Raw genomic sequence first — 23,351 nt, forward strand, 5'->3', positions numbered from 1 at the left:
AGGGTATTATGGCTGTTTTTGACCTTAATTCGTATAAAAATAAAATAGAAAAGATTAAAAAGTTTACTAAAAATTCAAATATACTCATGGTTGAAGACTATAAACCTCTTCATGAATCACTGTATAAATTTTTTTCATCGATTTATAAAGAGGTAGATAGTGCATATGACGGGGAAGAAGCTTTTGATTTATATAAATATAAAATTGATAATTCTCAGAAGTATGAAATAATATTTACAGATATAGAGATGCCAAAAAAGAACGGTATAGACTTGGTAAAAGATATAAGAAAAATTAACCTCTCCGAATACATAGTAGTTTTTTCGGCTTATAAAGACAGTAAATATCTTTTAGAACTTATAAATAACGGTGTAAGAAAGTTTATACCTAAACCCATAGAGTTTATGCAGCTTCTTGATGAATTAATTTTAATATACGAAGAGATTAACGAAATAGATTCAGGAAATAAAATTGAATTGTCTCATAATGTTGTTTATGATAAAAAGCAAAAAAATATATACGTAGATGAGGAACTTGTTAAGTTGTCTCAGTATGAACAGCTTATACTATATCTACTTATAGATAAAGTTAACAAAGCCGTCTCAAATGCTGAAATAGTAAACTATTTAGAGTTAAATATGATAGATGTAAATTTGGAAAATGTTAGAAAACTTGTATATAAACTCAGAAATAAGTTGCCAAAAGAGATTATTCAAAGTGTTTACGGCATCGGATATCGCATCATAAAACAAACACATTAATTTTTAAGGCGACATTCAAGCGACATATTTATTTTATACTTGTATTTATATTTAGAGGGGGATATAATGAAAAGTATAGTGCATAACTCTTCTTTAGTCGATATGTTAAAGCAAGATAAGAGTATAAAAAGTTCGACTGACAGTGTACGTTTGGAAGAATTAAGCATATCGTATGAATGTTTGGCATCTATCGGTAATTCTTTTGAATTAGAGAGTATGATGAGCGAATTTATAATAACATTCGCAAGGAAAACAAACTCTATATCTGCCCTATATTACAAACATGATAATGACGATAAACCTTTAATACATATTGGCAAAAAAATCTCATTTAATATTCAAAAAAGTATGTTGAATCTTGAAAAAGCATTTACAAGTATTCAAGAAAATAAACAAATTTTAGTTTTATCCCTAAAAACAGGATACTTGGTTTTTATATATGAAAACTCCCCTATAAAAAAAATATCATCGATGCTAGAAAATTTTAAAGTTAAACTAAATTTATCTATAAGTGCATGTGAGGGTGTTCATAATTTAGAAAAGCTAAATGAGGAACTTGAAGACAGGGTTGAAGAATCCGTAAGGCTTATAAGAGAAAACGAGAAGATGCTACTTGCTCAATCCAAACAGGCAATTATGGGTGAGATGATAGAGATGATAGCACATCAATGGAGACAACCTATTACATCTATAGGTATGATAGTAAATAACTTATTTTTAGATATTGCAATAGATGAAATCGATATGGATGAAATGGTAAAAGATTTAGAAAAAATCAGTTATCAAGTTAAGCATCTATCGGGAACTATAGATGATTTTAGAGATTTTTTTAAAGAGAGTAAAGAAAAAAACAGTATGACTATAAAAGAGGTTATGGCAGCTACGATGATTATCATAGAAAAACAACTCTCAAGCCATAATATAGAAATAAGGTGTATAAATAATACGGATGATATCTCTATAAATACATATAAAAATGAACTGATTCAGGTCGTACTAAATATATTGGCTAATTCTAAAGATGCTTATAATGATAAGGAACTAGATGAAAAAATAATTGAAGTTGAATCAAAACAGGTCGGTGAAGACGTTGTTTTATATATACGTGATAATGCCGGTGGGATACCTGAAAATATTATAGGTAGAATATTTGAACCTTATTTTTCAACAAAAAATGAAAAAAACGGTACCGGTCTCGGTTTATATATGTCTATGATTATTGTCAAGGAACATATAGGCGGTAAGATAGAGGTAAAAAATACCGATAACGGTGCTGAATTTAAAATTACGATTCCGATAAAGTGAGTTTAAGATGACTAGTGAAAAAATTCTAAAGTTGAAAAAAATGGGACAATACATAAAAATTTTGTATGTAGAAGATGATAAATCGGTATCTGAGCAGTTTTACAGATTTTTAAAAAAAATTTTTTCAAACGTATATACTGCAAGCAATGGAATAGATGCTTTAAAGCTTTATAAAAAATCCAGTTACGATATTGTCATTACGGATATTGAGATGCCTCATATGGACGGTATTGAGATGATTGAAAAGATAAGAGATATAAATGAAGAACAAGCAATAGTAGTTACATCTGCTTATAACAACTCTCAATATCTTCTAAAATTAATAGATAATCGTATTGATAAATTTATATTAAAGCCCTTTAACAACAATAATATTTTCAAAGTAATATCAAAATTGGTTATTCAGATATATAAAGAGAAAAAATTAGAGCAAAAAGAGGTGAAGCTAAAAAGCACACAGATGCTTAATAATGCGGTGTTTAATAAAATGGATGTTCCGTTACTGGTAATAAACGAAAATATTGTCGAGTACTTTAATAATAAATTTATTAACAGTTTTAACAGTAACGATAAATGTGTCCTTGCAAAAGAGTTTAATCTAGCTAGCCTATTTTATGATGAATATTCAAAGTTGGGTAACGAAGATATTATAAATGATTTGTTAAAAAACAACTCGCTTGTAAAAAAACTTTATACGCATAACAACAAGCCTAAAAAATTCATTACAAATATCGTAAGGATTGAGAGTAAAAAATACTTAATATCGTTTTACAACCTTGATTCCATGTGCTTAAATGTTGACAAAGTTAATAATCAGGAAAAAAAGATAGATATATTGACTTCATTACACACAAGATATGCTTTTGAAAGTAAGTTGGACGAAATAACAAGTTCTGAAAAAGAGTATAGCATCATGTGTTTTTGTATAGAAAATATAGAAGATCTTGTTAAGTCTTTCGGTGTAAAAAGTTTAAGAGATATATACTCTCAAGTAGGTAAAAAACTCAACAGCTTTTTTAAAAAAGAGATAGATGATGATAGTGTTAAATTATACTATTTTGATCGTAATAACTTTGTTGCTTTAGTAGATAAAAATAAACTAGGTGTTACAAAAAAACTGCTAAATACTTTTGGCGAATATAACGGGTACTCAAAACATGAACTTGATTTATATGAACCGATACCTTTAAACGTTTTAAGTAAAGATTTGGAAAAAAGGAAAAATAATACAAATATTATGGAACAGGTTGATAATCTATTATACATGTTAGAAAAATAGCAAAACAGATGGGGAAACAATGTTGAATAAAATAAAAGAACTTAGAGAAATATCACAAAACTTCAGTGTTTTATATGTTGAAGACGATTTGCCTATTCAAAATAGCGTATCAAAGTATTTAAAAAAAATTTTTAAAAATATAGAGTGTGCAAATAATGGCTTAGAAGCACTTGATAAGTACAAAAAAGATATGTACGATATAGTCATTACGGATATTTCGATGCCAAAAATGAACGGTATCGAGATGATTGAAGAGATTGTAAAAATAAATAACGAACAGGAAATTCTTGTTACTACTGCACATAATGAGTTAAATTATCTACATAGTTCAATAAACCTCGGCGTTAACGGTTATGTTGTAAAACCATATGATTATGAGGTGTTAAATAACGAGCTGTATAAGATATCCAAAAAAATAAATAAATTTAAAGAAAATGAAAATTTTAAACAACAGCTTGATAATATGGTAAAGCAAAAAACATCCGAGCTGCAGAGTTTGGTAGAGTTTCAATCTAAGAACTATGATAAAACACTATACTCAATGGTCGAACTTATTGAAAGAAGAGATACATACACTGCAGGTCATTCAAAAAGGGTGGCACATTACAGCGAACTTATAGCAAGAGATATGGGATACCCTGAGAATGAATGTAAGTTGCTTCATCAGGCTGCTATTTTACATGATGTCGGAAAAATATCTACTCCGGATGCAATTTTACTAAACCCAAACTCTCTAAACGATATTGAGTATAAATTGATTCAAGAACATGTTGAGGTAAGTTATAAACTTTTAAAAAAGATACCTATGTTTGAATCATTATGCGATATTGTATATTCACACCATGAAAGATATGACGGAAAAGGGTATCCAAGAAAATTAAAAGGCGATGAAATTCATCCTATGGCGCATATATTGATAATAGCAGATGCATTTGATTCTATGACGACAAATAGAATATATAAATCCAGAAAAACAGTATCTGAAGCACTAGATGAGATTCAATGCTTAAGTGCCAAACAGTTTCATCCCGATGTCGTTAAGTATGCACTTATAACTTTAAAAGATATAATTATCGATGAAAATATAAACCAACTACCCAAAACAAGACTTGAACAAGAAAGATTTGCTTATTTTTACAAAGATAGACTCAGTTCGTTATATAACCATCATTATTTGGATATAGTGCTTATGAAAAATGAGAGGGATAATGCTTTTAAACATCTGTATATAATCAAACTACAGCAGTTCTCGAAATATAATAACGAATATGGCTGGAAAGCGGGTGATAAAGTGCTTGCAAAGATTGGAAACTATTTACACGAGAGTGTTGAAAAGGCTTTGATTTTTAGGGTGTTTGGAGATGATTTTGTAATAATAAGTGACTCTAAAACAGATGTAGAAGCTATAACAAAAGGTATAAATAATATTTTAGAAAATATATATGTAACTTTTTTTATAAAACATATAAAACTAAAAACAAATAAAATCACGAAAGTTTCTCAGCTGGAGAGAATCTAAAGCATTAAATAATTTTTGGTAAAATTACTAAAATTTTACAAAAGATATTTATATGGACAAAAAAGATTTTAATGAAGGTTTACTTGGATTTTTAGATGCATCCCCTACACCTTTTCATGCTACTAACAATATGAAGATGATGCTACAAAATGCAGGTTTTTTAAGACTTTACGAAGAACAAAAGTGGAGATTGGACGAAGGCAAAAAATATTATATTATCAGAAATGATTCGTCGTTAATTGCATTTACATACTCTAAGAATAAAAACTATGTAATGGTCGGTGCCCATACTGACTCCCCAAATCTAAAACTAAAACCAAATTCGGTTATAAAAGAACACGGTGTAGTAAAGTTCGGTGTTGAACCATACGGCGGTTTACTTTTAAATCCATGGTTTGACAGGGATTTAAGTCTTGCAGGACGTGTTAGCTATCTTGATTCAAACAATACTATAAAAGACACTTTAATAGACGTTAAGAAAAAAATAGCAATTATCCCTTCTTTAGCAATTCACTTAGATGAAAAAGCAAATTCTGAGAGAACTATAAACAAGCAAACAGATATCTTACCGATACTTACGACAAATGATGATTTTAATTTTGAAGATTTTATAAAGTGGCAACTAGAGAAAAATGATATTAGAGATGCAAAAGAGATATATGCAAACGAACTTAGCTTTTACGATACTCAAAAAGCTTCGTATGTAGGTTTACGTGACGATTTTATAGCTTCAGCTAGACTTGATAATCTGCTTTCTTGTTATGTCGGGCTTTTAAGCATCTGTAGTGTTGAAGCAAGTACTCCTATGATGTTTATAGCAAATGATCACGAAGAGGTGGGAAGTGAGAGTACATCTGGAGCAAGCGGGAGCTTTTTAGAAAATACTCTAAGACGAATGTATCCTGATTATGAGGATTATATACAGATGCTGCGTTCATCTACATTAATCAGTGCCGATAATGCACATGCAGTGCATCCAAACTATCCGTCTAAACACGATAAAGAACACTCACCCAAGATGAATAAAGGTGCCGTAATAAAGATAAATGCAAATCAACGCTATGCATCAAACTCAAAAACAATCTCAAAGTTTATGAATATAGCTTCAAATTTAGGTGAAGAGTATCAGCAGTTTGTAACACGCAGCGATATTGGATGCGGCTCGACAATAGGCCCATTAACGGCAACAAGACTGGGGATTGAGACAATAGATGTAGGATTGCCGACTTTAGGGATGCACTCAATTCGTGAGTTGGCAGGGAGTGAAGATGCACATTCACTTTATAAAATCATACTAGGATATACTCTTTGAGCGAAAATCAAATAACCCAAGAGGAGCTTACTCTATTAATTGAGCAGACATATAAGGTTGAAAAGGAGTTTACCGAACTAAAACAATCTTATGATCATCTGCAAGGTACTGTTGAAAAAGTAGTAGAGTTTTTACCAAATGCCATATGGATTTTAAATGAAGACGGCGAGGTTTTTTTACAAAACTCAAAGGCTAGGGAGTTATGGCAGTTATTTGATATTATGGAGTTTCGCGATGATGATTACGAGCTTAATTTTGAAGACAAATCATATATAGTAAAAAGCTCAACCCATAAAGATAAAAAGATGTTTTCCGCAACAGATATTACAGAACAAAAAAGAAGGGAAAATCTTGCGACTATGGGGCAAATGGCAGCTCACCTCTCACATGAAATCAGAAACCCAATAGGTTCAATCTCACTTCTTAGCTCAACTTTGAAAAAACGTGTAATTCCTGAAAATATACCTATAGTTGAAGAGATTCAAAAATCTATATTTAAGATAGAAAGAATTATAAAAGCTACATTGATGTTTTCAAAAGGGATTAGAATAAATAAAAAAACTTTTAAGTTCTCAAAACTTAAAGAAAATCTTCTGAGTGATTGCGGAAGTTACGGTTATTCAAAAGACATAAGTTTTACGATGCCCAAAGACGACTTTGAAATAGAAGGTGATTTTGATCTTTTAGAGATACTGTTTTCGAACTTTTTATTTAATGCGATAGATGCAATAGAGCTTGATGATGAAGATGACGGCTTAATTGAATTGGATTATAAATATGAAGATAATATTCATAAGTTTTTTGTTTATGATAGCGGTGTTGCTATAGAAAATAAAAAAGAATTGTTTGAAGCTTTTAAATCAACAAAAGTTAAAGGTAACGGTTTGGGACTTGTACTATCGGCTCAAATAGCCGAGGCACACGGTGGTTATGTGGAACTGTTGGAGGGCGATAAAAAAGGATTTGGTATATATATTGCTTAGCTGCTCGTAAATATAAGGGGAAATTGGAGAAGTTATGAAAAAACATAGCCTTACAAATATTATAGAATATGTAAAAATAGATGAATTTTACGTAGTTTGTCACTTTAGATGCAAGATAAAAAACAAAACTGTTATAAGTAAAGTTCCGTTTGAGCCTTATGAAGGAAAAATAGAATTTACATGGCAGGATATTCTTTTTCATCCGATAGAATCTTATAATAGGTATTACCATACGCCTATAAAGATATTTGACAGTTTTGAGGATGAAAATACTTTGGTTCAGAAGGCATTTGATAAGGTTTCAAAATATTTTAAATGGGATTCTCAACTAAAAAATTACGTATATAGATTATAGGAAAAAAGATGGATAAAGAAAAAATTGTTATTCCAAGAGGCTCGTTAGACTTTTATAAATATGAAAAAGACGGACTTATATACTATGAGTTTAATGCAACAAGATGTTCACCGCCTGAACCAATGGTAAATGCAATAGCAGGGCTTAGTATGTTAAAAGAAAAAAATGAAAGATTGGTAGGATTTTTTTTTCACGTACCTTCACCGCTATTTGGTAGAATCGGGAACGAGTTTGTCTATGAAATAGATGAAATGGACAACGGCGATGTTAGAGTTGAGTTTCAATTAGCTTAAATTCATAATGCATATCTATAAATATATCTTCGTTGTTTTCTTTATTTTTTTTACGGCTTGTTCTGTAAAACCTCTAAAACCTATAGTTGTTAAAGCTGTTGATAGAGAAATAGATTATCAAAAAGATATAAAACCTATTTTAGATAAAAGATGCGTATCATGTCATTCGTGTTACAACTCACCATGTCAATTAAAACTCAGTTCATATGAAGGTTTGGATAGGGGCGTTACAAAAGAAGAAGTATATCTTGGAGAGAGGCTCTCTTCTCAAAATCCGACCAGACTTTTCATAGATGCAAAAAATACACAAGAGTGGAGAAAACGAGGTTTCGCTAGTATAAGTAAGTCAAATTCTGCTATCGGTACAAATAACTCTTTAATGTTACAAATACTAGAGCATAAAATGAAAAATCCTAAAAGTTTAGGTGAATATCTATCTGAAGAAGATTTGACCTGTGCAAAAGATTTAGACGAATTAGCCGAATATTTGGATGACAATCCTCAAAAAGGGATGCCTTATGGTTTTCCGCCTCTAAAAAATAGTGAGTTTGAACTTATTAAACAGTGGTTGTATCAGGGTGCTAAATACACTCCGCAAAAACATACATCTTTCCCAAATGAACTTATTGAATTTGAAAAATTTTTTAACGCAGATGATGCAAAACATAAAATGAGTGCAAGGTATATATATGAGCATCTATTTTTGGCACACATATCATTTAAATCCAGACCAAATGAATTTTATGAACTTGTGCGCTCATCAACTCCAAGTCCTGAACCTATAAATATAATTGCAACTGTTCGTCCATACGATAATCCAAAAGTAGATAAATTTTATTACAGGTTTAAAAAGATAGAATCGACTATTGTGCATAAAACGCATATGGTTTATGATATGAGTTTTGATAAACTGGAGCGTTTTAAAGAGTTGTTTATAAAACCAAAATGGGATGAAAAAGCTTATGATTTTGGTTATGACTCAGAAGACAATGCAAATCCTTTTATCGTGTTTTCCCAAATACCGGCAAAATCAAGGTATCAGTTTTTACTTGATGACAGAGAATACGTAATCAGAACTTTTATTCGCGGTCCTGTATGTAAAGGTCAAATCGCATTAAATGTTATACACGACCATTTTTGGGTTACGTTTATGCAACCGGAATTTGACCTTTCCATAAAAGATAACAAATTTTTCAAATCTCAGTATAAAAATTTAGAATTGCCGATAAAAGAGGGTAGTGATATGGCGCTTCTTGAAACATTTACTGATAACTATAATGACAAGGCTGTAAATTACTATATAAATAGACAAAAACTTTATGATAAAGTATATAAAGACGGACTCGATGAACAAAGCGTTACAGGTGATATTTTAACTGTTTACAGACACTTTGACAGTGCATCCGTTCATAATGGAGCATTAGGTAATCTGCCAAGGACTTCATGGGTTATTGATTTTCCATTGTTTGAGCGAATCTATTATGCACTGGTAGCAGGATTTGATATATTTGGAAATATTGGTCATCAAGTTAGTATTAGGCGATATATGAATAGGTTAAGAGTGGAGGGAGAATCTTATTTTTTAAACCTGCTCCCAAAAGAGGATAGAGAAAATATATTTAAATCTTGGTATATAGACAGTGAAGATGATGAGATATTTTATTTTTCAAAAAACGATTCAAAAAAAATATATAAAAAAATAGATTCAAAACGTGAATTTTTAGAGTCAATAATTGGAAAGTTTGATGAACTTAATTATGTTAAAGCAAATCAAAGGTTATCAAAACCTCCAAAGACATACAAGACTAAAGAGGATTATATAGACGGATTTCGTTCCCTTATATCAAAAGGAAACAGGTTTATAAGTCATGTAAACGATTCTCATTCAAATTTAGCATATTTGCGTGTAAAAAATATACCGAATGAAGATGATAAAGTTGTGTCAATAGTCGTAAACAGATGGCATGATAATGTCTCTTTTATGTTTGATGAAGAAGATAGATTAAATTCCGACAAAGATGAGATGAATTTTATAGAAGGATTTGTTGGATCTTATCCAAATCTTTTTTTAGTTGTAGATTATAAAGATTTACCGAACTTTATAGATATGTTGCATAATTTTGATGGAAGTCAGAAGTATAAAAAAAGATTTATGAAGTACGCTATTATGCGTTCAGATAAAGATTTTTGGAAACACTACGACTGGTTTCAAAACAGGTTTTTTAAAGATAATCCGCATGAAGCGGGATTATTTGATTTAAACAGGTATTACTACAAAGCATATGAGTAATGTAACACTCTGTTAGCTTATAAAAACTATAATATCTTTTTAAATTCAAGGGATATTATGAAAGTAGTTTTAAATATATTTGGTTCAATGAAAACTATGGCAGTTTTGATGTCTATTTTTGCTTTTGCAATTGGATATGCAACATTTGTAGAAAATGATTTTGGAACCATCACGGCAAAAGCAGAGATATATAATGCAAGATGGTTTGAGATTTTACTTGGACTCTTAACTATAAATTTAATCATAAACATTATAAGATTTAAGATGTTTAGTATGAAAAAAGCATCTATACTTATGTTTCATTTAGCTTTTATTGTAATTATAATCGGTGCAGCCGTTACGCGTTATATCGGTTATGAAGGTACTATGCATATTCGTGAAGGTTATAGTTCAAATACAATGCTAAGTGCCGATACATACTTTAGCGTAAGTGCTAGTATTGATGGTAAAACTGCAACCAGTGAGGAGAGTATATACTTATCAAAACGCTCTCAAAACTCTCTAAGCTCTAGCCTAAATATAGCGGGAAAAGAGGTAGATGTTAAACTGGTAAGATATATTCCTGATGTTATTGAAGCTTTAGAAGAAGCTAAAGACGGAGTAGCTACTTTAGATATGATGGTAACGGGTAGCGGTTCAGGTGAGCCATTGATTCTTAAAGAGGGTGAATATTATGAGTTTCCATCATATGTCTTAGATTTTAACTCAGGTGCAAATTTTACAAAAGATGTTATAAAAATATATGTAGAAGATACAAAACTCTATCTAAACCATACAAAAACTTTAAATACACTCAGTATGGATACTCAACAAAATTCTGAAATAAATGCAAGTGAAAAAAGTCTTTTTAATACAAGAATATTATATACAAGTAACGATATCGGGGGATTTGTTTTAAAAAAATTTTATCCCAGTGCTAAGAAAAAACTTATATCAAACCCTAATGCATCCGCACAACAACCAGGTTTAGATGCACTTGTATTTGACGTAAACGTAGATGGTAAAAGTAAAGAAGTTTATGTATTTGGACAAGCCGGACGTAAAGCAAAAGAGACACATGACATAATCAACGGTGTAGATGTGCATCTGTCATACGGTGCTAAAAAACTTACTTTACCTTTTTCTATACATTTAAACGATTTTCAACTTGAGCGTTATCCGGGATCTATGAGCCCATCTTCATATGCCAGCGAAGTTGAGTTGATTGATAATGAAAAAAATATAAAAATGCCGTATAGGATTTATATGAATAATATTTTACAACATAGAGGTTATAGGTTTTTTCAATCATCTTACGATCAAGATGAAAAAGGCACTATTCTTTCGGTAAATAACGATCCGGGTACCTTGCCTACTTATATAGGTTACTTTTTCTTGTTTTTAGGTATGACTTGGTCATTATTCTCTAAACATAACAGGTTTGCCGCACTTTCAAATAAAGCTAAAAAAGCTTCCCAAAAACATTTTGCTTCAATACTTTTATCATTGGGACTTGCATTTAGCGTTACTCCTTCATATGCAGATGATTTAGCACCTAAATTAAAAACCGTAGTTAGTTTTGACAAAGAACATGCACAAGAGTTCGGAAAACTAGTACTTCAAGACAGCGGTGGTAGAATGAAGCCTATCGATACATTATCCACTGAAATACTTGCAAAACTAAGCAAATCTGCCAATTTAAAAATCGGTGAATATAAGCTTACTCCTACTCAGGTTATTTTAGGTATGATGATTAAACCCGATGAGTACAGAGATATAAAAATGATACGTACAAAAAAAGAAGAGATAAATAAAATTTTATCTGTTAAAGAAGACGCAAAATATGCTTCTTTTTCTCAGTTCTTTACGGATTCCGCAAATATAAGAGGATATAAACTGGCTCAATACGTAGAAGAAGCCGTTAGAAAACAACCAAAACACAGAAATCAATTTGACAAAGATATATTACAAGTTGATGAAAGAGTAAATATAGCTTATTCTGTATATACGGGTGCACTATTAAAGATATGGCCGAAACCTAGTGATATGAATAATAAATGGTTTGCAAGTATAGAAGCACTTCAAACTTTTTCTGCGGAAGATTCTTCTAAAGTCAGAGAGATAGCTTTTGCATATTTTTCATCCGTAGATACCGGTATTAAAACCGGTGATTGGAGTAGTGCAAATGATGCTCTTGCAAAAATAGCTGAATATCAAAAATTTTACGGTCAAGAAGTATATCCTAGTAAAAATAGAATAGAAGCAGAAATTTTTTACAATAAAGCAAATATTTTTGAAAGACTCTATCCTTTATATCTTTTGGTAGGGTTTGTACTTTTAGTTTTTAGTTTTATTAAAATAATAAACCATGATTTTAAACTTGGAATTGTTGCCAAGTCTTCATTATGGTTATTAATACTGTTTTTTATAATTCATACTATCGGTTTGGGTATTCGTTGGTATATATCGGGTCATGCCCCTTGGTCAAACGGATATGAGTCTATGATATATATTGGATGGGCTACGGTTTTAGCAGGTTTTCTTTTCTCAAAGCATTCCCCTTTAACTATGGCTTCGACCGCGATATTAACAGGATTAATACTTTTTGTAGCACATTTAAACTGGATGGATCCGCAAGTTACAAACTTGGTTCCTGTACTAAAGTCGTACTGGTTAAGCATCCATGTTGCCACTATTACTGCTAGTTACGGATTTTTAGGTCTTGGTGCATTGCTTGGTTTTGTAGCTATTATTTTATTTATTTTAAAAACACAAAAAAATGATGCAAAAATTTCAAACTCTATTAAAGAGTTAAATGCCATAAATGAAATGAGTTTAATGATTGGTCTTGCACTTCTTACGATGGGTAACTTCCTTGGCGGTGTTTGGGCAAATGAGTCTTGGGGACGCTATTGGGGATGGGATCCAAAAGAAACATGGGCATTGGTAACTATATTGTTGTATGCGGTGGTTGTGCATCTGAGATTCATTAAAGCATTATACAGCGAGTTTAACTTCGCAGTTATCTCACTTCTAAGTTATTCAAGTGTTATTATGACTTACTTTGGAGTAAACTACTATCTTGCAGGTCTTCACTCTTATGCAAAAGGTGATCCTGTTCCTATTCCTGATTTTGTTCCTGTAACATATCTTGTTATAGGTATAGTTATAGCGCTCGCATTTAGAAATAGAAAGCTGGCATAAAGTAAGAGTATGGATTTTAAAGGTTTTGATAAAAAATCATTAACGTTTTTAGAGTCGATTAGACAAAACAATAACAAAGAATGGTTTGAAGCTCATAAAAAAGAGTATGAAGAGTATATTTTAAACCCATCACGTCTTTTTGTAGAAGAGATGGGTGAGCATCTGATGGCACTTGAACCGACTCTAAATTTTGAGCCCAAAATAAATAAATCTCTTTTTCGCATCTACCGCGATACCCGTAGAATGGGTGCAAACAAAGTGCCTCTAAAACACAGAATAGGTTTTGTTTTTTGGCAAGGTGGCGGCAAAAGGCTTCAAAGTTCAGGGTTTTATATGCATTTTTCTCCCGATGAACTTTTTGTAGCAGTGGGTGTAAGATGGTTTGAGAAACCTATGTTAGATGCATACCGAGAATATATTAAAAATGATGAAAATAGAGAAAAACTAAAAAATATACTCGATAAAATAACGGCAGATGGTTATAAAGTAATTGACAAAGGTTATAAAAGACTGCCTCGCGGTTTTGATAGTGATATGTCAAATGCAGATTTGGCTTTATATAAAGGTATGGCTACGTATAAAGTTCTTAAGCCTGAACTTATTTGTGATGGAGATAAGCTTATAGATAACCTTTATAAAATATATGAAGATATGTTAGTATTACAACAATTCATGTATGAAGTAAGTTTACGTGTCAAAGAGGATATAGATTGAAAAAAGAAGCGATAGTACTTTTAAATATGGGTGGACCAAACAACCTTAAAGAGGTTGAAATGTTTTTAAAAAACATGTTTAACGACAAAAATATTATCACTGTTAAGAGTTCCCTTCTTCGTAAGTTTATAGCTACGATGATAACCTTTACAAGAACCGAATCATCACAAGAGATATATGAAAAACTCGGTGGAAAATCCCCTCTTGTAGGACATACGAAAAAGCTTGTAAAAAAGCTTCAAGATAAACTCGGTGGTGAGGTAATCGTGGATTTTGTTATGCGTTATACTCCTCCGTTTGCTTCTGAAGTGATACAACGTTTAAATAAAGAGAACGTAGATAAAATTTATTTGATACCTTTATACCCTCAATTCTCGACGACAACGACAAAGTCATCACTCGAAGATTTTGAAGAACAATACCATTTGCACGGTGGAGATGCACTGCTAACGGAGATAAAACACTTTTTTAAAAATGAAAAATATAATGAAGCCGTTTTAGAAAATATTAAAGAAGTTATGGGAACTTCAAGCTATGATGAATTTGAGCTTATATTCTCAGCCCACGGTTTACCTCAAAAGATTGTAGATGCCGGTGACGTGTATCAGAAACATATTATTAGACATGTAGAGATTTTAAAAGAGATGCTAAGCGAAAAAAACATGAATTTTGCGTCTGTTGATATAGCATATCAATCAAAAGTCGGACCAATGGCATGGCTAAGACCATCATTGGATGAAAAACTAGAAGAGTTAAAATCTAAAAAAGTTGTTATCTTTCCTATAGCATTTACGATTGACAATTCTGAAACAGATTTCGAACTCGAAATCGAGTATCGTGAAATTGCAAGTGAACTTGGTATAAAAGAGTATAAGGTTGCCAGATGCCCAAATGACAGTGATTTGTTTGTAGAAGCATTGGCTCAGATATACAAAAAAATGAGATAGTTATGAAAGTTGTTATATTTGATATGGACGGCACACTGCTCGATTCTCAAAAAGATATAACTATATCGGTAAACCATGTAAGAAAAACTAACTATAATCTTAAACCTCTAAGTGAAAAGTTTATAGTAGAGGCTATAAATATGGAGGTTAGAAATCTACCGTATCTTTTTTACGAAACAGAGATTTATGAAGATAGTGCAAGAGATATGTTTGAAAAGCATTATTATGAACAATGTGTAAAAAATCCATACTTATACGACGGTATAGACACTACCTTAAAAACTCTTTTGGATAATGGTATTAAACTCTCAGTAGCAACAAATGCCCCTACAAAATTTGCAAAAAGAATGTTGTCGCATCTAGATGTTGCACATCTATTTGACGTGATTATAGGTGCAGATAAAATAAATGCTTCAAAACCAAGTCCGAAAATGATTGAATATATTTTAAAATCTTATAATTTTGACTATGAAAAACATGAAGCATGGATGATCGGCGATAATTCTAAAGATATGCTCAGTGCGCAAAATGCGGGTATAAACTCGGCTTTTGCTATTTGGGGATTTACCCCCGAATCAAATCATAATATAGTTATTAATACTCCAAAAGATATTTTAGATATAATACTTTAAAAACTGATTTTAGGGGATTATAAATGTTTAGTATTGATATCGTTATATCTTTTGCTTTCATGGCACTTCTTTTTCTAAGACAGATTTCAATAATCAAACATGAAAATAAAATTAATTATGCCCCGCTAATGATAGGTATAGGGGCTATAAGTAGTGTTATTCACTTTATAATACACCCTGAGTATAAAGATATCATCTTACTTTTACGCGAATCGTCTTTTCCATTGCTTGTATCGTTAATATTGTATATAGTTATGAATATAATACACCAAACTATAGAATCTAAACAAAAAAGACTTCAGCATGAATTCACACAAACTTTAATAGAACAAATAACACAACTAAAGCAATATACTACGGAGTTGGAAGTCAAGATAAACGATTCACAAAAAACAGACTTAAAAGCTCAAGAAGAACTAAGAAAAAAATTTAAAGAAGATATACAAGCACTTGATACTATAAAATCAAACCAAAATATTTTTTTAGAAATGTTTGATGAAATGAAAGCTTTAAATAAAGGTGTTGAAAAAGCATTTCGAGATTTCGCGGATGTTGAGATGCCATCACTTGATGATGTTGTTCATAAGCATATAGACCTAATCCGTATCTCCGAACAAGATCATTTTAATAAACTAAATTCACTCTTGCAAAATATTGTGCAAAATAAGGGAGATATTTCCAAAGACTTAGATGATGTAAAAGCCACTATGGTACAGATTCAAAATTTGGCAAAAAACATATCCGATGCTATTGTGACAAATACGGTTTCAAAAATGGCAAATATATCTAAAGCTTTTGAAGAACAAATAAGTACTTTAAAATCTCACTCGGAGAGTTTAAACACAGCATTATATGAGAGTGAAAATAAAATATCGCATATTTCAAAAGAGAGTGAAGTTCTTTTAACTCAGATGTCCCTCTCGTCAAAAAAGATGGATGAGATGCAAGAACAAAGCTCAAATCTAAGCGATATGTATGTCAAATTAAGAGCTTTAATGAATGATATCGAAACACTTAGAGCAGATTATGTTAAGGCTCAATCGCAGTTAAGTATGCTATCACGAGAACTTAGAGAATCTCAAGAAGATGATATTAACAATATAAAAGAGCAAATGGAAGATTTAATAGTTCTTTTAACAGGTAAAATAGACAACTCTTTGGAAAAACTTCATAAACATTACCATATTTCAAATGAAGAGTTATCTCAAAGTGTTCAGATGCTGGCAAAAAAAGCACAGCTTCAAAAAGGATACGGTGAAACTAATGTTTAAAAAACTTAGTACAAAAAGTAAAGTATTATTATTTATTTCCGTATTACTATTTGTTTTTATATCTATACTGATTACAAATATATATTTAACCGAAAAAGAAAACCTGAGCAGAGAAAAAGAACAATATAGGTTAAATACTATAACTGCATATACAAATACTCTTAATAATTATGAAATCTCGTATAAAAGTAAGCTAACGTCAATTTTAACTTTGCCGGGAGTTATTGAGAGTATAAAAAATCATGATAGATTAAAGCTTTATTCGTTAGTCAAAGAAGAATGGGATAATTTAAAAAAAGAAAATAAATATGTAAAAATTTTGCATTTTCATAAAGCCGACGGATATACACTTTTAAGAATGCACAATCCTAATAAATATGATGATGATATAGCAAGCAAAAGGGCTATGTGCAGGTATATGCACGAAAGTAAAAAAGCTATTTCGGGCTTTGAAGCGGGAGTACATCTGCTGGGATATAGAGTTATGATGCCTGTTTTTTACAATAGTGAATATATAGGTGCTATAGAGATAGGTATAAAACCTAGTTTTATTTTAAGTCAAATGAAAAAATTCTCTAATGTTTCAGGTGTAATTTTTGCAAAAGAAGCAGATATATTTAGTAAAAAGCTTATAGATAAAGAGAAAATACTTATCGGTAAATATAGACTAGAGAGCAATAGTTTAAATGATAAAAGTCTAATCAATCACTTACCCGATGGATATAAGTTAGATAGTGATTTAAGAGTAGAAAAAGATTCAAAGATATATGATGTTTATCTATTTGAACATAAAGATTTTAAAGGTGAAGTAAGTGCCAAAACATTGATATTTAACGATATAAGTATCTTAGTTCATAATTTCAACGAGGCTATTTTAAAAATAGTATTTTTTTCGGTAGTGCTTTTCTTTATACTTGTTTTAACTATAAAGTTTGGATTTGAAAAAACACTTGACAAAATTGATAGTACAAACAAAGAACTTCTACACAGCGTAGCTTTTTTGAAAAGCCATCAGTTAGCTATGGATGAGTCTAGCATAGTTACAAAATCGGATATTAAAGGACAAATTACATATGTTAACGACAACTTCTGCAAGGTAACGGGTTATACAAAAGAAGAAGCGATAGGAAAACCGCATAGCTTACTGAGACATCCTGATAATCCTAAAGAGATGTTTACAGATTTATGGAAAACTATTAGGTCTAAAAAAGTTTGGAAAGGTATTATGAAAAACAGGGGTAAATACTCAGATTATTGGGTAGATGCTTCAATATTGCCTATTTTAGACGATAACAACGATATAGTAGAATATATAGCTATAAGACACGATATTACAAAGATGATTGAACAGCAAAACAAGCTTGATAATATAGCTAATACAGACACCTTGACAGGCTTAGGAAGCAGATATAAATTAGTCCAAGACATAGCAAATTCTAAAACGCCGGCACTGGCAATATTAAACGTAGATTCTTTCTCTCAAATTAATGATTTTTACGGTCATGAAAAAGGTGACTTGGTTATTGTTATGTTAGCCAGCATCATAAATTCTATTACTAAAGATAATGACTTTAGTCTTTATCATCTTCAAGGTGATGAATTTGTTGTTTTTCATAAAGATGCAAAAAGAGAAGACTTTATTAAAGATATTTTAGATATTCCTCTACAGGTTGCAACAAAGCCTATTAAACTCGATGAAGAAGAGATATATTTAAATTTAACTACCGCAATCTCTTTTGAATCTAATGAAAAAATTTTAACTACTGCCGACATGGCACTAAAAATAGCAAAAAGAGAACATAAAAGTGTAGTTATATACAGTGATGAAATATCGTTAAACGATGAATATAAAAACAATATAAAATGGGCAAAAAAAATTAAAGAAGCCATAGAGTTTGACAAAATAATACCTGTCTTTCAACCCATAGTAAACAACAGTAGCGGAAAATGGGAAAAGTATGAATCTTTGGTTAGATTGATAGATGATGACGGAAAATTAATATCACCGTATTTCTTTTTGGAAATATCGAAAAAAACCAAACATTATACCCAAATAACAAAAATAATGATTCAAAAATCATTTGATATGTTTAAAGATAAAGATATAGAATTTTCCATCAATTTGACTATTGAAGATATTTTAAATGAGCAAATAAATGATTTTATAATAGAGATGCTGGATAAATACAAAATAGGCTCATATGTAGTATTTGAGATTGTTGAATCTGAATCTATAGAAAATTTTAAACAAGTTCACAACTTTATAGAGAAAATAAAATCGTATAACTGTAAGATTGCTATTGATGATTTTGGAACGGGTTATAGTAACTTTGAGTATTTGATGAAATTAAATGCCGATTATATAAAAATAGACGGTTCAATGATTAAGTATATAGATAAAAACAAAGAGGCACAACTTGTCGTGTCAACAATTGTAGATTTCGCTAAAAAAATGGGTGTTAAAACCATAGCGGAGTTTGTTGAAAATGAAAATATCTTAAAAGAAGTAAAAAAGTTGGGAATAGATTATTCCCAAGGTTACCATTTTAGAGCACCGGAAATAGAATTATAAATATAAGGTTGTAGATGCAAATTAGAGTTTATTATGAAGATACGGATACGGGTGGTATAGTTTACCACTCCAACTATTTGAACTTTTGTGAAAGAGCAAGAAGTGAGACTTTTTTTCAAAAAGGGCTAAGCCCCGATATGCCAACGGGAGGTTTTGTTGTAAAAAAGATTATTGCAAACTACTTAAAGCCTGCAAAACTAGGTGATTTACTGGATGTAAAAAGTTCACTTAAGCAGATAAAAGCAGCTTCTTTTATTCTTATTCAGAGTGTATATAAAGATGATATTAAACTATTTGAAGCTGAGATTATTTTAGCGTATATTAACAGAGAAGGGCATCCTCAAAAGATTGAGGATGAGCTAAAAGAGATTATTGTATCTTTATTCGACGGCTGAGAAGTGCTTGATAAATCTTGTTTTGGAAGGTTGCAGTAACTCTATAGGGTATTGCATCTGATTATCTACTACTTTTATTTTATATTGTCTGTCTTGTTTTGTTATTTTATTGAAAAAGTAGTCTATTCCTACAGTAGTAGTATAATTTATCCAATCATAAACAATATCGTTTCCAAGTAATGAGTTTGTTTCGATAAATACAGAATTGTTTTGCGTAATTGAATTTGCTATAACCATACTTTGTCTATCTTCATATTGAGTTAATGATAATATAAGCGGATCGTAGTTAATTTGTGTTGAAAGTACGTTTGTAGCATTTGTATCATACATAGTGAGTTGAGATATAATCATCGAGCTTTTTACTATAGGCGTATTTACGATAAAAGATCCTCTCTTGATTTCTTCGTTCTCAAACAGTTGAGCTTCCAAGTTTGTAGTGCGTCTTGGAATTAAAAATTTTACAACTGTTCTGTTATTATCAGATTCAAGTATAGTATCGTCTTCTTGGATGCTAAGATTTATTTCTGAGATATTTGCATCTAGAGAATTTACGTTTTTAAAAACCTTCTCTTCATAAGCGGCTAGTTTTTTTCCTGTCGGCGATTTGTCATAAAAGATTACAAGCGGTGATACGGCTTCTTTTAAAAGTAAATCGCTTTGTGCTTTATAATCAATACCTCCAAAATAGATATTTGAGAGAGTAGTATTTAAATCTTTTTTGTTTATAGTAGGAAAATATATGTTTTCATAAGGTCTTAAAGAGATAAAAGTTTCTGCACCTTCTTGGGTAAAAGGCGCTATTATATACTCAAATCCGTTTTCTTGAATCTCATATAGTGCTTTTTCTATATCTTCGTATTCTTCACTCTCTATATTATATGTTTTTAATTCAAAACTTTGGTTTCTGGCTAAAAGATAAGCAAAAGAAGCATTAGTCGTAGAAGCTGCATAACGACCTATTTTTTTATAAGGTAACAGTAGTGCTATTTTTAGTTTATTGCTCACTTGTGAACCAAGATTTAAGATAGATATATTCATCATTCTGATTTCATCTTGTTCTTGATTGTCAAGTTGTCTGTCGGCATGAGCTAAAAATGATAATATCATATCATTATCTAAATAATTTTGAAGACATTCTTCATTACACGGGTAGGGGTCTAAATTTTGAATATATGTTTTTGGTAACGGTATATTTGATATTAGATAACTTTGTGCATTTAACACAATAGAAAAAAAAGTAATAATGTATAATAGTTTTTTCATAAACAGCTCTTTATAGTAATAAGGTCATTAAATGTTGTTTTTTTGCTCTCCGGATTTCGAAGCAAGAAACTAGGATGATGAATAGGTACAAGTTTGTACTCTTTGAAATCTATTACATGTCCTCTAACGCTTTCAAAATCTTCATCTATATTCATTATTTTAGCATATGCATCTTTACCTAAGGTAACAATAACCTTTGGTTTTATAAATTCTATCTGGAAAAACAGATAATTTTTACATGATTCCCATTCAGAACTTGAAGGTAAGTTGGAATTTAGGGGTTTACATTTTATGGCATGCGTAAAATATATATCATCAACTTGGAGTTCTAAAACATTTTCTACCATGTTTTTTAATATTTCGCCGGATCTTCCGGAATAGTATGTATTTGAGTTATCGTCATTTTGCGAAACAGAATAATCGATTATCATTAAGTCGGCATCTACGTTACCGTATCCTCCCATACTTTGTGAACGAGATTTACTTAGGTCACAAAGATGACATAAAGATATGTTTTGATACAATTGAGAAATATTTAAAGGTTTCTCATTGTGATAATTGGTGTTTATCGAAAATTGTTCTATATATTCAAAGCCTATGGCTTTTAATCTATATAGATTTTGTAGAAGTGCTAAGTTTTGAAAAGAGTCCAATATATGCCCTAAATATGGTTTAATACTTTGTAATTATAATAGGATTTGTTTTGCAAAAAGATAAAAATGATTTACTAAATGTAAAAGAATATTTATTAGAATCTTCGTCTGATGTTGAAAAGACCGTAAGTGATATAGCCGAGATAGATTGTAATCAAATGCTTATTCATATATATTCAATAATTCATAATACGGTTTTAGTGCAAAATCTCAAGCAAGAACTCTCAAAAAGAGTCGGACACGCCAATGTCGTTTTGCTAAAACATAATGACAGAAATAATACAAGAATAGTAATATATAGCTATTATGGAGAAGTTTTTGAGGATAATCTAGAGAGTGAAATTTTAAATGATGTAAACCTTAAAAATACAAAACTTATCAGAAAATTGCAAGAGTGTAAAACGGAATTTATGAGTAGGTACTTTACCGATCATTTAACACGCTTACCAAATTTATATCAGTTAAGAAAAGATTTAAGCGATAATGAAAAAAGCGCTTTAGTCAGTATAGTAGTAGATGACTTTGTAACGATTAACAATTTTTACGGATTTATAGTAGGCGATTACGTCTTAGAACAAGTCGGAAAATTTTTAATTGAAAACTTGGATGATAAAGTATATAGAGTGTCAGGAACGGAATTTGCGGTAAATATAAATAAAGAGTTGAATTTTTATGAACTCAAAGAGTACATGAGTAACATGTATAAAAAAATAAAAATCATTCAAGTTGAGTATCAAAATTCAAGAATTACCACAAGTTTAACCTTAGCCTCAAGTGCAAGTAGTTCAAATGAAAATGTATTTGCCAAAGTCTCAATGGCACTAAAATATGCACAAGAAAACCATCTGCCGTTTTGGATATATGAAGACAGTATGAGGTTTGAGAATGAGTATGAACAAAACCTCAGTGTATCGTCAAAGGTTCGCCATGCCGTCCAAAACTCTAAAATAGTCCCTTATTTTCAGCCTATATTTGATAACAAAACTGAAAAAATCGTTAAATATGAATGTCTAGCCAGACTTCTTGATGAATCCGATAATGTTATTAGTCCTGCTTTATTCTTACCTTTGGCAAAAAAAGTAAAAGTTTATAATTTAATTACAAAAATTATAATTGAAAAGTCATTTGAAGCTTTTAAAGATAATGATTATGATTTTAGTATCAATTTATCTATAGACGATGTTATGAGTACGGATATTTTTGAGTTTATTATCGATACACTTAAAAACTCTCCTATTGCCAATAGAGTAATTTTTGAGATTGTAGAATCGGAGGCTATAGTTGATTTTACAAAAGTGTCTAAATTTATAAATGAAATAAAAAGATATGGTGCAAAAGTAGCTATAGATGATTTTGGAGACGGATATTCTAATTTTTCATATCTTATAAAAATGGATGTTGATTATATAAAAATAGACGGGTCTCTTATTAAAGACATCGATGTAGATAAGAGTTCGCTTATGGTTGTTGAGACTATAGTTGATTTTGCCAGAAAATTAGGGGTTAAAACTATAGCCGAATATGTTCATTCAAGTACGGTACTAGATAAAGTCAAGGAATTGGGAATAGACTTTTCACAAGGATTTTATATAGATAAGCCCTCATTGAATATAATGTAAAAAAG

At 30.7% G+C, this 23,351-nt stretch carries 19 protein-coding genes; 17 read left to right on the forward strand and 2 right to left on the reverse strand.

Annotation, left to right across the window (positions count from 1 at the left end):
- Positions 1-8 precede the first annotated feature (8 nt).
- From FJR48_RS05245 to FJR48_RS05320, 16 genes are all read left to right on the forward strand, one after another.
- A complete protein-coding gene (locus FJR48_RS05245; RefSeq protein ID WP_152307105.1) occupies positions 9-761 on the forward strand; it encodes a response regulator transcription factor in 753 nt (250 codons plus the stop codon).
- A 66-nt stretch (positions 762-827) separates the two neighbouring features.
- On the forward strand, positions 828-2,066 hold the full coding sequence (locus tag FJR48_RS05250) for a sensor histidine kinase (protein ID WP_241856142.1): 1,239 nt from the start codon (positions 828-830) through the stop codon (positions 2,064-2,066).
- A 7-nt stretch (positions 2,067-2,073) separates the two neighbouring features.
- Positions 2,074-3,345 carry a response regulator transcription factor gene (locus FJR48_RS05255; protein ID WP_152307106.1) on the forward strand — a complete coding sequence of 424 codons (1,272 nt, stop codon included), beginning with the start codon at positions 2,074-2,076 and terminating at the stop codon, positions 3,343-3,345.
- A gap of 19 nt (positions 3,346-3,364) precedes the next feature.
- Positions 3,365-4,864 (forward strand): HD domain-containing phosphohydrolase, encoded by a 1,500-nt coding sequence (locus FJR48_RS05260; protein WP_152307107.1) that lies wholly within the window; start codon positions 3,365-3,367, stop codon positions 4,862-4,864.
- Positions 4,865-4,916: 52 nt separating this feature from the next.
- Positions 4,917-6,176 (forward strand): M18 family aminopeptidase, encoded by a 1,260-nt coding sequence (locus tag FJR48_RS05265; protein WP_152307108.1) that lies wholly within the window; start codon positions 4,917-4,919, stop codon positions 6,174-6,176.
- Complete coding sequence (locus tag FJR48_RS05270) at positions 6,173-7,159, forward strand: sensor histidine kinase (protein WP_152307109.1); 987 nt, start codon at positions 6,173-6,175, stop codon at positions 7,157-7,159. Before FJR48_RS05265 ends, FJR48_RS05270 begins: the two co-directional genes overlap by 4 nt.
- A gap of 34 nt (positions 7,160-7,193) precedes the next feature.
- Positions 7,194-7,514, forward strand: a complete 321-nt coding sequence (locus FJR48_RS05275; RefSeq protein WP_241856143.1) for a hypothetical protein — start codon at positions 7,194-7,196, stop codon at positions 7,512-7,514.
- 8 nt (positions 7,515-7,522) lie between these two features.
- On the forward strand, positions 7,523-7,807 hold the full coding sequence (locus FJR48_RS05280; protein ID WP_152307110.1) for a hypothetical protein: 285 nt from the start codon (positions 7,523-7,525) through the stop codon (positions 7,805-7,807).
- Positions 7,808-7,814: 7 nt separating this feature from the next.
- Positions 7,815-10,097: a fatty acid cis/trans isomerase gene (locus tag FJR48_RS05285; protein ID WP_152307111.1), complete on the forward strand. Its 2,283-nt coding sequence runs from the start codon at positions 7,815-7,817 to the stop codon at positions 10,095-10,097.
- A 57-nt stretch (positions 10,098-10,154) separates the two neighbouring features.
- On the forward strand, positions 10,155-13,280 hold the full coding sequence (locus tag FJR48_RS05290; RefSeq protein ID WP_152307112.1) for a cytochrome c biogenesis protein: 3,126 nt from the start codon (positions 10,155-10,157) through the stop codon (positions 13,278-13,280).
- Between the two features lie 9 nt (positions 13,281-13,289).
- Entirely contained in the window at positions 13,290-13,994 is a 705-nt protein-coding gene (locus FJR48_RS05295) for a DUF2461 domain-containing protein (RefSeq protein WP_152307113.1), read from the forward strand.
- Entirely contained in the window at positions 13,991-14,941 is a 951-nt protein-coding gene (gene hemH, locus FJR48_RS05300; protein WP_152307114.1) for a ferrochelatase, read from the forward strand. The genes FJR48_RS05295 and hemH overlap by 4 nt, the downstream gene beginning before the upstream one ends.
- A gap of 2 nt (positions 14,942-14,943) precedes the next feature.
- A complete protein-coding gene (locus tag FJR48_RS05305) occupies positions 14,944-15,573 on the forward strand; it encodes an HAD family hydrolase (protein WP_152307115.1) in 630 nt (209 codons plus the stop codon).
- A gap of 23 nt (positions 15,574-15,596) precedes the next feature.
- Complete coding sequence (locus tag FJR48_RS05310; RefSeq protein ID WP_152307116.1) at positions 15,597-16,844, forward strand: coiled-coil domain-containing protein; 1,248 nt, start codon at positions 15,597-15,599, stop codon at positions 16,842-16,844.
- On the forward strand, positions 16,837-19,416 hold the full coding sequence (locus FJR48_RS05315) for an EAL domain-containing protein (RefSeq protein ID WP_188108632.1): 2,580 nt from the start codon (positions 16,837-16,839) through the stop codon (positions 19,414-19,416). The genes FJR48_RS05310 and FJR48_RS05315 overlap by 8 nt, the downstream gene beginning before the upstream one ends.
- Before the next feature lie 14 nt (positions 19,417-19,430).
- Positions 19,431-19,811 carry a YbgC/FadM family acyl-CoA thioesterase gene (locus tag FJR48_RS05320; RefSeq protein ID WP_152307118.1) on the forward strand — a complete coding sequence of 127 codons (381 nt, stop codon included), beginning with the start codon at positions 19,431-19,433 and terminating at the stop codon, positions 19,809-19,811.
- Here FJR48_RS05320 and FJR48_RS05325 read toward each other — a convergent pair.
- Entirely contained in the window at positions 19,797-21,074 is a 1,278-nt protein-coding gene (locus FJR48_RS05325; RefSeq protein ID WP_152307119.1) for a type 1 periplasmic-binding domain-containing protein, read from the reverse strand. The genes FJR48_RS05320 and FJR48_RS05325 overlap by 15 nt on opposite strands.
- Positions 21,071-21,727: a uracil-DNA glycosylase gene (locus FJR48_RS05330; RefSeq protein WP_152307120.1), complete on the reverse strand. Its 657-nt coding sequence runs from the start codon at positions 21,725-21,727 to the stop codon at positions 21,071-21,073. The genes FJR48_RS05325 and FJR48_RS05330 overlap by 4 nt, the downstream gene beginning before the upstream one ends.
- A gap of 50 nt (positions 21,728-21,777) precedes the next feature.
- On the opposite strand from FJR48_RS05330, the gene FJR48_RS05335 reads away from it, so the two are divergent.
- The gene (locus FJR48_RS05335; RefSeq protein ID WP_152307121.1) at positions 21,778-23,346 is read left to right on the forward strand and encodes an EAL domain-containing protein; all 1,569 of its coding nucleotides are present in this window, start codon (positions 21,778-21,780) and stop codon (positions 23,344-23,346) included.
- The last annotated feature ends 5 nt before the right edge of the window (positions 23,347-23,351 follow it).

It is taken from the genome of Sulfurimonas lithotrophica (assembly GCF_009258225.1).
GTDB lineage: Bacteria > Campylobacterota > Campylobacteria > Campylobacterales > Sulfurimonadaceae > Sulfurimonas > Sulfurimonas lithotrophica.

Excerpts from the sequence above, each read along its gene's own strand:
- FJR48_RS05245 (WP_152307105.1), top strand. The coding sequence starts at position 9 with ATGGCTGTTTTTGACCTTAATTCGTATAAAAATAAAATAGAAAAGATT.
- FJR48_RS05250 (WP_241856142.1), top strand. The coding sequence starts at position 828 with ATGAAAAGTATAGTGCATAACTCTTCTTTAGTCGATATGTTAAAGCAA.
- FJR48_RS05255 (WP_152307106.1), top strand. The coding sequence starts at position 2,074 with ATGACTAGTGAAAAAATTCTAAAGTTGAAAAAAATGGGACAATACATA.
- FJR48_RS05260 (WP_152307107.1), top strand. The coding sequence starts at position 3,365 with ATGTTGAATAAAATAAAAGAACTTAGAGAAATATCACAAAACTTCAGT.
- FJR48_RS05265 (WP_152307108.1), top strand. The coding sequence starts at position 4,917 with ATGGACAAAAAAGATTTTAATGAAGGTTTACTTGGATTTTTAGATGCA.
- FJR48_RS05275 (WP_241856143.1), top strand. The coding sequence starts at position 7,194 with ATGAAAAAACATAGCCTTACAAATATTATAGAATATGTAAAAATAGAT.
- FJR48_RS05280 (WP_152307110.1), top strand. The coding sequence starts at position 7,523 with ATGGATAAAGAAAAAATTGTTATTCCAAGAGGCTCGTTAGACTTTTAT.
- FJR48_RS05285 (WP_152307111.1), top strand. The coding sequence starts at position 7,815 with ATGCATATCTATAAATATATCTTCGTTGTTTTCTTTATTTTTTTTACG.
- FJR48_RS05290 (WP_152307112.1), top strand. The coding sequence starts at position 10,155 with ATGAAAGTAGTTTTAAATATATTTGGTTCAATGAAAACTATGGCAGTT.
- FJR48_RS05295 (WP_152307113.1), top strand. The coding sequence starts at position 13,290 with ATGGATTTTAAAGGTTTTGATAAAAAATCATTAACGTTTTTAGAGTCG.
- FJR48_RS05305 (WP_152307115.1), top strand. The coding sequence starts at position 14,944 with ATGAAAGTTGTTATATTTGATATGGACGGCACACTGCTCGATTCTCAA.
- FJR48_RS05310 (WP_152307116.1), top strand. The coding sequence starts at position 15,597 with ATGTTTAGTATTGATATCGTTATATCTTTTGCTTTCATGGCACTTCTT.
- FJR48_RS05315 (WP_188108632.1), top strand. The coding sequence starts at position 16,837 with ATGTTTAAAAAACTTAGTACAAAAAGTAAAGTATTATTATTTATTTCC.
- FJR48_RS05320 (WP_152307118.1), top strand. The coding sequence starts at position 19,431 with ATGCAAATTAGAGTTTATTATGAAGATACGGATACGGGTGGTATAGTT.
- FJR48_RS05325 (WP_152307119.1), bottom strand. The coding sequence starts at position 21,074 with ATGAAAAAACTATTATACATTATTACTTTTTTTTCTATTGTGTTAAAT.